General features: G+C 72.8%; 10 protein-coding genes and 1 pseudogene. 9 read left to right on the top strand and 2 right to left on the bottom strand.

From position 1 onward, the window contains the following. From AB0G28_RS48190 to AB0G28_RS48150, 9 genes are all read left to right on the top strand, one after another. The coding region (locus AB0G28_RS48190; RefSeq protein WP_361106038.1) for a universal stress protein at positions 1–636 on the top strand (636 nt) is incomplete at its 5' end. Beyond that, a complete protein-coding gene (locus AB0G28_RS48185) occupies positions 633–1,040 on the top strand; it encodes a hypothetical protein (protein ID WP_361106035.1) in 408 nt (135 codons plus the stop codon). The genes AB0G28_RS48190 and AB0G28_RS48185, both read left to right, overlap by 4 nt. Beyond that, a complete protein-coding gene (locus AB0G28_RS48180) occupies positions 1,037–1,996 on the top strand; it encodes a CHAD domain-containing protein (protein WP_361106033.1) in 960 nt (319 codons plus the stop codon). Before AB0G28_RS48185 ends, AB0G28_RS48180 begins: the two co-directional genes overlap by 4 nt. An 81-nt stretch (positions 1,997–2,077) precedes the next feature. After that, positions 2,078–2,686 (top strand): CBS domain-containing protein, encoded by a 609-nt coding sequence (locus tag AB0G28_RS48175; RefSeq protein ID WP_361106030.1) that lies wholly within the window; start codon positions 2,078–2,080, stop codon positions 2,684–2,686. After that, a complete protein-coding gene (locus tag AB0G28_RS48170) occupies positions 2,683–3,576 on the top strand; it encodes a universal stress protein (protein ID WP_361106027.1) in 894 nt (297 codons plus the stop codon). The genes AB0G28_RS48175 and AB0G28_RS48170 overlap by 4 nt, the downstream gene beginning before the upstream one ends. Continuing rightward, positions 3,573–5,933 (top strand): phosphoketolase family protein, encoded by a 2,361-nt coding sequence (locus tag AB0G28_RS48165; protein ID WP_361106025.1) that lies wholly within the window; start codon positions 3,573–3,575, stop codon positions 5,931–5,933. Before AB0G28_RS48170 ends, AB0G28_RS48165 begins: the two co-directional genes overlap by 4 nt. 3 nt (positions 5,934–5,936) lie before the next feature. After that, a complete protein-coding gene (locus tag AB0G28_RS48160) occupies positions 5,937–6,938 on the top strand; it encodes an inorganic phosphate transporter (RefSeq protein WP_361106023.1) in 1,002 nt (333 codons plus the stop codon). Beyond that, positions 6,935–7,540, top strand: coding sequence for a hypothetical protein (locus tag AB0G28_RS48155; protein WP_361106020.1), 606 nt, complete (start codon positions 6,935–6,937; stop codon positions 7,538–7,540). The genes AB0G28_RS48160 and AB0G28_RS48155 overlap by 4 nt, the downstream gene beginning before the upstream one ends. A gap of 110 nt (positions 7,541–7,650) precedes the next feature. After that, positions 7,651–9,306 carry a GAF domain-containing protein gene (locus AB0G28_RS48150; RefSeq protein ID WP_361106017.1) on the top strand — a complete coding sequence of 552 codons (1,656 nt, stop codon included), beginning with the start codon at positions 7,651–7,653 and terminating at the stop codon, positions 9,304–9,306. A 19-nt stretch (positions 9,307–9,325) separates the two neighbouring features. Here the strand turns inward: AB0G28_RS48150 and AB0G28_RS48145 are convergent, their stop codons facing one another. Together AB0G28_RS48145 and AB0G28_RS48140 are read right to left on the bottom strand one after the other, a co-directional pair. Then, a complete protein-coding gene (locus AB0G28_RS48145; protein WP_361106014.1) occupies positions 9,326–9,847 on the bottom strand; it encodes an ATP-binding cassette domain-containing protein in 522 nt (173 codons plus the stop codon). Positions 9,848–9,906: 59 nt separating this feature from the next. Continuing rightward, a pseudogene (locus AB0G28_RS48140) lies at positions 9,907–10,340 on the bottom strand (cytochrome ubiquinol oxidase subunit I); the annotation flags it as partial.

Genomic DNA, 10,340 nt, shown 5'->3' with positions numbered 1-10,340 from the left:
CGGGAGTGGAGCCCGGTCACGGCGTTGGTGCAGGAGTCGCAGCACGCCGACCTGGTCGTGCTCGGCTCGCGCGGGCTGGGCGGGTTCACCGGCCTGCTCGTGGGCTCGACCGCGGTCGCGGTGGCCGCGCACGCGCACTGCCCGATCGTCGTGGTCCGGGGCCGGAGCCCGCACGATCCGCCGCCGGTCTCCGGGCCGGTGCTCGTCGGGGCGGACGGTTCGGCGGACAGCGACGCCGCGATCGCGTTCGCCTGCGAGGAGGCGCGGCTGCGCGGCACGTCGCTGGTCGCGGTGCACACCTGGAGCGACGTCCTCGCCGACGGCATGCTGCGCCCGCATCCGCTGCAGGAGGACCCGGTCGAGATCGCGGCGGCGGAGCGCGCCAAGCTGGCCGAGCAGGTCGTGGGCTGGCAGCGGAAGTACCCGGATCTGGCGATCGAGTTCGAGGTCGTCCGCGGCCGTCCGGTGCGCACGCTGCTGGAGCGCGGCGAGGACGCGCAGCTGATCGTGGTCGGCTGCCGCGGCCGCGGCGGGTTCACCGGCATGCTGCTCGGCTCGACGAGCCAGGCGCTGATCGCGCACTCGCCGTGCCCGGTGGCGGTCGTGCGGCCCCAGCGGACCGGGAGCGGGACGTGACCACCGCCCGGACCCGCGCCACGATGCGCCTGCTGGCGGCGTTCGAGAGCCTGCTCGCGGCGAGTGCGGTGTACGGCGGCATCTCGCTGATGGCCCGGGCGCCGGGGTTCGAGATGCCGGTCGAATGGCTGGCCCCGCTCGGGCTGACCAGCTGGGTGCTGCCCGGCATCGCGCTCGTGCTCGTCGTCGGCGGGTCGTTGGCCGTGGCGTCGGTGTTCGCCTGGCGGATCGACTTCCGGGCGCCGATCGCGGCCCTGGCCGCCTGCGCCGTGCTCACCGGCTGGCTGGCGATCCAGTTCGGCGTGATCGGGGTGCGTGCCCCGGTCCAGTGGGTGACCGTGGCGCTCCTGGTGGTGCTGCTCGGGCTGGCGCTGCTGGCCCGCCGCCGGCTGGGGTCGACATGAGCGCCACCGTGACGAGCCTGCACGAGACGGAGTTCTTCGACACCGACTCGCTGCGCCTGCTCCGGAACCACCTCACGCTGGGCATCCAGGGCGGCCGGTGGTGCCTCGACACCCCGGACGGGCCGATCAGCCTGGCCGGTTCGGACCGCGGGGTGCCACCGACCCTGTCCCGGCTCGTGCGTGCCTACACCCGCGACGACGAGCTGGTCCTCGTCGCGCGGCTCCGGGGCGGCCCGGCGGAGCTGCGGGCCCGCCTCGGGGACCGGCTCGCGGCGCCGTCCCGGCCGCCCGACCACTCGGCCCGGGGTGTGGTCCTGGAGTACGTGCGGGCCCAGATCGCCGCGCTGGCCGCCGCGGACCTGGCCGTCCGGCGCGGGATGCCCGATTCGGTGCATCAGCTGCGCGTGGCTACGCGGCGGCTGCGCAGGGTCTTCACCGCCTACGCACCGGTGCTCGGCGGGCGGAAGCTCCTGAAGGGGCTCGGCGGAGCCCTGCGGTGGCTGGGCGGGGAACTCGCGCCGGCGCAGCTCGCCGGTGCCCGCGTGCCGCGCGCGTTGGACAGCTACCGGTACCTCCAGCTGCTGAACGCGCTCGACGTGCTCGAAGTGGTACTCAGCGAACAGCCGCGCCACGATTGGCCCAAAGCGGCCCGTCGCCCGGCCGCGAAGGTGCTGCCCCCGCTGGCCCGCGCCGTGGCCGAAGAGGTGGACGACCGGGTCGCGGCCCTGCCCACGGCGCCCGACCGTGAGCTTGCGGTCCACGACATCCGGAAAGCCGCCGAACGGCTGCGGTACGCCCTCGAAGCCGCAGCGCCCGTCATGCCCGTGGATGCGCGCCTGCTCGGCGAATTCCAGCACTCCATGGTCGCCGGTGAACCCGCAGGCGTCCGTCGAGCGTGGTGTGACCTCCGGCGCGACCTTCGTCCACTGTGGACGCGATCCGTCGAAGGGACATAAGTCCTCACGACCGGTGACCGATGACGGCGGTGTTCCCGGAACGGCCTTCCTAAGTTGGGAGGTGACACGAAAGGAACCCCGATGCGAGCACGCGACCTGATGACCGCGCCGGTGATCACCGTGCACCCGTGGACGTCCGCGAAGGAAGCGGCCGAGCTGCTGGCCGCGCACGGCTTCACCGCACTGCCGGTGGTCGATGACGACGACCGGCTGGTCGGCATCGTCACCGAGGCCGACCTGATCCGCGGCCGCATCCCGGCCGATCCCCGTTACGTCCACGAACCCCGCGAAGCCACGGCGGGCAAGTCGGTCGGCGACCTGATGACCAGTCCCGTCACGGCGATGAGCACCGGTACCGACGTCGCCGATCTGTGCCAGGCGCTGGTGGACGCCCGGATCCGGGCGATGCCGATCGTCGACGGCTCGGCCGTGGTCGGCATCGTCACCCGCGGCGACATCGTCCGGGTGCTCGCCCGCGACGACGTCGACATCGCCCGCGATGTCAGGCACCGCCTGGAGATCTACGGCGGCAGCGGCCGCTGGCACGTCGACGTGCGCGACGGGTTCGTGCACATCACCGACCAGTTCGACGACGACTCCGACCGGCACGTCGCCCAGTTGCTGGCGCTCGCCGTCCCTGGTGTCGTCGCCGCGGAGACCGCTTACGCGGGTGAGGAGCAGACACGATGACCGCCAACGATCCGAGGATCACCGTGGGCGTCGACGGCTCGGCCGGTTCGGCCGCCGCCGTCACGTGGGCGGCGGAGCTCGCCTCCCGGCGTCACCTCCAGCTGAAGATCGTGCACGGGCTGCAGGTCGCCGGCCTCTACTACGGCGGGGGCATGACGGGCATCGGCGCGGCGACGCTGTTCGCGGCCGTTCAGTCGGACGGTGAACGAGCCATCGCCGACGCCCGCGCCCTCGCCGCGTCGGTCGACGACGAGCTGGTCGTCACCACCGAGCTGCTCAACGACCCGCCGGTACCGATGCTGATCGAGGAGTCGCGGCACGCCCGGATGCTCGTCGTCGGCCGGACCGGCACCGGAGGGTTCGCGGACATGCTCCTCGGGGGCACCGCGGCCGCGGTCGCCGGCCACGCGCACTGCCCGGTCGCGGTCGTCCGCGGCCAGCACGACTCGGAGGCCGGCCCGGTGGCGGTCGGCATCGACGGCAGCCCGAACAGCGAGCAGGCCATCGCCGTCGCGTTCGAGGAAGCCTCCCTCCGCGGCGTTCCGCTGGTCGCGGTGCACGCCTGGAACGACGTCGTCTACGAAGACACGCGCGGCACGGCCCGGATCCTGACCCAGCCGGAAAGCCTCGAAGAGGGCGAAGACCGGTTGCTGACCGAGCGGCTCGCCGGCTGGCCGGAGAAGTACCCGGACGTCGAGATCCGGCGCGTGCTCGTGCGCGACCGGCCGCGGCACGCGCTGCTGGAGATCTCCGCGGAAGCGCAGCTGGTCGTCGTGGGCAGCCGCGGCCGCGGTGGCTTCGCCGGCATGCTCCTGGGCTCGACCAGCCAGGCGCTGGTCCAGCACGCCCAGTGCCCGGTGCTCGTGGTCCGCCCGGAGCGGAAGGCATGACCGCCGTCGAAGCTCGTCCCGCGGTGCTGGGTGACACCGAACTCGCCCAGGTGGACGCCCTCTGGCGGGCCGCGAACTACCTCTCGGCCGGCCAGATCTACCTGATGGCGAACCCGTTGCTGCGCGAGCCGCTGCGGCCGGAGCACGTCAAGCCCCGGTTACTGGGGCACTGGGGGACCTCGCCCGGCCTGAACTTCGTCTACGCGCACCTGAACCGTGCGATCCTGGTGCATGACCTGAACGCGATGCTGGTGACCGGCCCGGGCCACGGCGGGCCGGCCCTGCTGGCCAACACCTGGCTCGAAGGCAGTTACACCGAGGCGTGGCCCGAGGTGACGCGGGACGCCGCCGGGATGGCCGAGCTGTTCCGGCAGTTCTCCTTCCCCGGCGGTGTGCCGAGCCACGTGGCCCCGCAGGTGCCTGGGTCGATCCACGAAGGCGGCGAGCTGGGCTACTCCCTTGCCCATGCTTTCGGGGCCGCGTTCGACAACCCCGGCTTACTCGTCGTCTGCGTGGTCGGGGACGGCGAAGCCGAGACCGGCCCCCTTGCCACGTCGTGGCACGCCAACAAGTTCCTCGACCCCGCTCGCGACGGCGCGGTGCTGCCGATTCTGCACCTGAACGGCTACAAGATCGCCAACCCGACGCTGCTCTCGCGCATCGCCCCGGCCGAGCTGGACGCCCTGCTGCGCGGGTACGGCTACGCTCCGATCTACGTCGAAGGCAGCGACCCGGAAACGATGCACCAGGCGATGGCGGCGGCGCTCGACTCGGCGATCGCCGACCTCGCCGTGATCCACCGGCACACCGGCCGCCCCGCGTGGCCGATGATCGTCCTGCGCAGTCCCAAGGGTTGGACCGGACCGTCCGTTGTGGACGGACAGCCGGTGGAGGGCACCTGGCGGTCCCATCAGGTGCCGCTCGCCGAGGTGCGCCACAACGCGGACCACCTGAAGCAGCTGGAGGACTGGCTGCTGTCGTATCGGCCTTCGGAGTTGTTCGACGAGTCCGGCCGTCCGGTCGCCGACGTCACGGCGATGATCCCGGCGGGGGAGCGGCGGATGGGCGCGAACCCGAACGCCAACGGCGGCGTGCTGCTGCGGCCGCTGACCCTGCCGGACACGGCGGCCCACGCCGTCGCGGTCACTACGCCGGGCGCGACAGCGGCCGAGCCGACCCGGGTACTGGGCCGGTTCCTGCGGGACGTCTTCGCCCTCAACGCCGACCGGGCGAACTTCCGCCTGTTCGGCCCGGACGAGACGGCGTCCAACCGCCTCGACGCGGTCTACGACGTCACCGGCAAGCAGTGGCAGGCGGCGATCGAGCCGGTCGACGAGCACCTGGCCCGCGACGGCCGCGTGCTCGAAGTGCTCTCGGAGCACCTGTGCCAGGGCTGGCTCGAGGGTTACCTGCTCTCGGGCCGGCACGGGCTGTTCTCCTGCTACGAGGCGTTCGTCCACATCGTCGACTCGATGGTCAACCAGCACATCAAGTGGCTGCGGGTGCACCGGCAGATCCCGTGGCGGCGGCCGATCGCGTCGCTGAACTACCTGCTCACCTCGCACGTGTGGCGGCAGGACCACAACGGGTTCTCCCACCAGGACCCCGGGTTCGTCGACCACGTCGCGAACAAGAGCTCCGAGGTGGTGCGGGTGTACTTCCCGCCGGACACCAACACGCTGCTGGAGGTCGCGGCGCACTGCCTGCGCAGCCGCGACTACGTCAACGTCGTGGTCGCGGGCAAGAACGACACGCCGAACTGGCTCGACGCCGAGCAGGCGGCCTTGCACTGCGCGCGGGGCGTGAGCATCTGGGAGTGGGCGAGCACGCACACCGACCGCGAGCCCGATGTCGTCCTCGCCTGCGCGGGCGACGCCCCCACTTTGGAGGTCATGGCCGCCGCGAAGATCCTGCGGCAGGAACTGCCGGATCTGGCTGTCCGGGTGGTGAACGTCGTGGATCTCATGCGCCTGCAGCCCGAGGCGGAGCATCCGCACGGCTTGAGCGACCGGGAGTTCGACGCGCTGTTCACCCCGGACCGCCCGGTGATCTTCGCGTACCACGGTTATCCGTGGCTGATCCACCGGCTGGCCTACCGCCGCACCGGACACCACGAGCTCCACGTGCGCGGCTACACCGAGCACGGCACGACGACCACGCCGTTCGACATGCTGGTGCTCAACCACCTGGACCGGTTCCAGCTGGTGATCGACGTGATCGACCGCGTCCCGGGCCTCTCCGCGACGGCCGGGGTGCTGCGGCAGCGGATGACCGAGGCCCAGGGACGGCACCGCCGGTGGATCCGCGCCCACGGCGAGGACCTGCCCGAGGTCCGGCACTGGGCCTGGGAGGGCTGAGGCGTGACCGCCGCGGCCGTCCTGGCCGCGGCGATCGCGATCACCCTGGTCTTCGACTTCACCAACGGCTTCCACGACTCGGCGAACTCGGTGGCCGCGCTGGTCGCGACCCGCGCGGCCACCCCGGGCGCCGCGCTCCTGCTGGCCGCCGCGTGCCACGTCGCCGGGCCGCTGGTGGCGGGGACGACGGTCGCCGACACCGTCGGCGGGGTGGTCCGGCTGCCGGCCGCGGACGTACTGCCCGCGGTCGGCGCGGCCATGACCGCCGGGATCGCCTGGAACCTGCTCACCTGGTGGCGGGGGCTGCCGTCCAGCTCCTCCCACGCGCTGGTCGGCGGCCTGGTCGGGGCGAGCGGGTTCGCCGGGGTGCGCTGGGGCGGGATCGACGGCTTCCACGTCTCCGGCGTGCTGGGGGTGCTGGCCGGGCTGGCGCTGTCGCCGCTCCTGGGCGCCGGGCTCGGCGCGGCGGCCGACCTGCTGGTGCGACGGGCCCTGCGCCGCGCTCGCCGAGGGGTGGACACCGTGCTGCGGCGGGCGGAGTGGCTGACCGCCGGCGCCCTGGCCTTCAGCCACGGCGCGAACGACGCCCAGAAGTCCATGGGGGTCATCACTCTGCTGCTGGTCGCGACCGGACATCTCGGCGCCTTCGCCGTCCCGCTGTGGGTCAAGCTCGTTGCGGCGGCGGCCATGACCCTCGGGACCGCGTCCGGGGGCTGGCGCGTCGTCAGGACCGTCGGGCGCGGTATCTACCGGATGCGGCCCGCGGACGGCCTGGCGAGCCAGGGCAGCTCGGCCGCGGTCATCCTCGCCGCCGCGGCGGCCGGGGCACCGGTCAGCACGACCCACGTCGTCGCCGCTTCGGTGGTCGGCGCCGGCGCGAGCCGCCGCGTCCGCCACGTGCGGTGGGCCGTGGTGGGCGAGATCTGTTCCGCGTGGCTGGTCACCCTGCCGGCGTGTGCCGTGCTGGGGGCCGCCGCGCTTCCCCTGTGGAGGTGGTGGGCATGAGGCTGCCCAAGACGTGGTTCCTGCCGCACAACCCGGACGTGCTCGGGTTGCTGCGCGACCAGGCCGACACGGTCGGCGACCTGCTGACGGCACTGGCGGGCTGGGCCCGCGGCCTGCCGACCGGCGGGGAACTGCACACGCCGTTGCTGGTGCAGTCGGCCGAGCGCCGTCAGGTGCTGGTGGCCGTGCGGGAGGCGTTCAGCACGCCGATCGAAGCCGAGGACGTGTTCGAGCTGGCCGAGCGGCTCGGGGAGATCGCCGACGCGGCGTACATGCTCGTCCGCGAGTCCGATTTGTCCCGTACGCCGCCGGACGACCACCTGATGGCGATGGTCCTCACGGTGGTGACCGCGTTCGACATGCTGCACCAAGCCCTGGACTCCTTGCCGGACACCGACGCCGCCGCGGGTGCCGATGCGGCACTGTCCGCTTTGGACGCCACGGAGCACGCGTACCGCCGGGCGATCGCGGGACTGGAAACCGAACCGGACCCGCGGCGCGAGATGCGGCTGCGGGAGCTGTACCGCCGGGCCGAGCACCTCGCGCTGGCTGTCCAGCGGCTGGGCCGACGCACCTGGTACGCCGTTTGCAAGATCTCTTGATCGATCCGGTGGAGAAATCACCGCATCCGCTCGCACTTCGGCTTGACCGCCGCCCCCTCCGGGGCGGGAGACTGGACCATGGCCGCCCCGGGGCGAGCGAGGTGGTGGACGTGGACCCGGCGAGTGACGAGCAGCTGACGTTCCCCGACCTGCCGAGGATGGAGCTGGACCAGCTCCTGGGCCAGCTCGTCGAGCGGGCCCAGGAGGTCATGGGCACGCAGGGCCGGCTGCGCGGCCTGCTGCGGGCGAGCCAGGAGGTCGCCGGTGACCTCGCGTTGCCGACGTTGCTGCGCCGGATCGTCGAGGCGGGCCGTGAGCTGCTCGGCGCCCGGTACGCGGCACTGGGCGTGATCGGGACCGACGGCCAGCTCGCCGAGTTCGTCCACGTCGGCATGGACGACGAGACGGTGGCGCGGGTCGGCCGGCTGCCGGAGGGCAAGGGCCTGCTGGGGGCCGTGGTGGAGGACCCGCGCCCGATCCGGCTGGCGACGATCGCCGACGACCCCCGCTCCTCGGGCTTCCCGGACGACCATCCGCCGATGCGCAGCTTCCTGGGCGTGCCGATCCGGGTGCGGGGTGTCGTGTTCGGCAACCTCTACCTCACCGAGTGCCGGCACGGGGAGTTCAGCGCGGAGGACGAGCAGCTGGCGCTCGCGCTGGCCGCCACCGCGGGACAGGCCATCGCCAACGCGCGGCTCTACGAGACCGCGCGCAAACAGCAAGAGTGGCTGAAGGCGTCGGCCGCGATCATGCGCGAGCTGCTCGCGGTGCAGAACGGGCGGTCCCTGGAGCTGATCGCCCGATACACGCTCGACCTGGCGGACGCGGACCTGGTGACCGTGCTGCGGCCCGACGGCGAGCGTCTCCGCATCGAAGTCGCGGTCGGCGACGGTGCCGGTGAGCTGATGGGAAAGCTCGTCGAACCCGCGGGCACGATGGCGGGCGAGGTCTTCGCCGACGGCGAGCCGCTCATGGCGTCGTGGACCGACCGGCAGTCCCGGACCGCCGGGCCATCTCCGCTGCGGACGGACCTCGACGCCGTGCTCGTGGTCCCGCTGACCGGCGGCGGCGAGGTGAACGGGGTGCTCACGGCGGCCCGGAAGACCGGCCGGGCGGGCTTCACCGGCGACGACCTCGAGATGGCGGCCGGGTTCGCCGGTCAGGCGTCGCTGGCGATCGAGCTGGCCGACGCCCGCGCCGAGCAGCAGCGCAACGAGCTGTACGACGAGCGCGACCGGATCGCGGCGGAGCTGCACAGCCAGGTCGTGCAGAAGCTGTACGGCATCGGCCTGTCCCTGCAGACAACGGCAGGCGCGGCCCGCTCGGAGGTGGTCGCGCGCCGGGTCCGCGAGGCGATCACCGACATCGACGCGGTGATCACCCAGGTTCGCGAGACGGTCTTCCAGCTGGACGACGTGCTGCCCCGCCGCGCGGCGAGCGTCCACGACCGGGTGCTGGAGGTGCTGGCGGACCTGGGGCTCACCACGTCGACGGAGTTCTCCGGCAAGCTCGACGGCCTCTCGCCCGAGCTGGCCGACGAGCTGCTCGCGGCACTGCGGGCCGGGCTGACCCTGATCGCCCGCCACACCGGTGCCGGTTCGGTCCGGGTATCGGTGCGGTCGGGTACGGAGAGGCTGACGCTCTCCCTGACCCACGACGGCAGCCCGGCAGAGCACGGGCCGGCCGAACTCACCGAGACAGCGGCCCCGCAGGGCGGGGCTTGGGAGGTGCGGGCGAGCGAGCTCGTGTGGTGGGTTCCGCGGTGACCGAGCCGAGCTGACGCAGTCAGCGCACTCCGCCCGCGCCGCCGGGGATGGCCACCGTGGGAAGCGCCGCGAATTCCGCCGGCCGGTGGGTCACCACCAGTGCCGACCGGCTCTCGGTCGCCTTCAGCACGTCGGCCGCCAACGCTGCTGCCGTCGGGGCGTCCAGGTGCGCCGTCGGTTCGTCCAGCAGCAGGATCGGGCGATCCGACAACAAGGCGCGAGCTACGCCCATGCGCTGACGCTCCCCGCCGGACACCGGGGTTCCGTGCGTGCCCAGCGCCGTGTCGAGCCCCTCCGGCAGGGCCGCGAGCCAGGACTGCAACTGAGCCCGGCCGAGTGCGGTCCGCAGTTCGGCGTCGGTGGCCGACGTGCGGGCCAGGCGGAGGTTCTCCCGCAGGGTGCTGTCGAACAGGTGCGTGTCCGGGCCGCACCAGGCCATGCGTTCCCGGACCGAGTCGCCGTCGCAGGCCAGCGTGTCCGTGTCGTCCAGCAGGATGCGGCCCGCCGAGGGGTCGAGGTAGCGCATCAACGCCGCGATCACCGTGCTCTTGCCCGCGCCTGAGCGGCCCGTCAGTGCCAGACGGCGGCCGTGGCCGAGGCGGACGGCCGGAAGACGTCGGCGTTCTTCTGACGCCGGAGCTGCCACGCGCTGATGCCGACGACGAACATCCCGGCGGTGAGGAAGCACGCGGTGATGGTGTGCGCGAAGGCTCCGACGGCGGTCGAGTTGGTCAGTACCGCGCCGAAGTCCTTGAGTTCCGCGCGGCCGGTGGCGGGGTTGACCGCGTAGCCGACCGGGTGCTGCATCCAGGAGTTGGCGGCGAGGATGAAGTACGCCGAGAGCAGCGTGCCGGTCGCGGCGAGCCAGATGGTGGCCAGGTCAGCTTCTTCGGCAGCTTGTCCCAGCCGAAGATCCACAGGCCGAGGAACGTCGACTCGAGGAAGAACGCCAGCAGGCCCTCGATGGCCAGCGGCGCGCCGAAGATGTCGCCGACGAAGGTGCTGTAGTCGGACCAGTTCATCCCGAACTGGAA

This window comes from Amycolatopsis sp. NPDC021455, from assembly GCF_040640995.1.
In the GTDB taxonomy this organism is placed as follows: Bacteria; Actinomycetota; Actinomycetes; order Mycobacteriales; family Pseudonocardiaceae; genus Amycolatopsis.
This window is presented reverse-complemented; position numbering and strand designations above follow the sequence as displayed.

What these genes read in the sequence shown, in the direction of transcription:
- AB0G28_RS48170 (WP_361106027.1), top strand. Translation starts at nt 2,683, where the DNA reads ATGACCGCCAACGATCCGAGGATCACCGTGGGCGTCGACGGCTCGGCC.
- AB0G28_RS48180 (WP_361106033.1), top strand. Translation starts at nt 1,037, where the DNA reads ATGAGCGCCACCGTGACGAGCCTGCACGAGACGGAGTTCTTCGACACC.
- AB0G28_RS48155 (WP_361106020.1), top strand. Translation starts at nt 6,935, where the DNA reads ATGAGGCTGCCCAAGACGTGGTTCCTGCCGCACAACCCGGACGTGCTC.
- AB0G28_RS48175 (WP_361106030.1), top strand. Translation starts at nt 2,078, where the DNA reads ATGCGAGCACGCGACCTGATGACCGCGCCGGTGATCACCGTGCACCCG.
- AB0G28_RS48165 (WP_361106025.1), top strand. Translation starts at nt 3,573, where the DNA reads ATGACCGCCGTCGAAGCTCGTCCCGCGGTGCTGGGTGACACCGAACTC.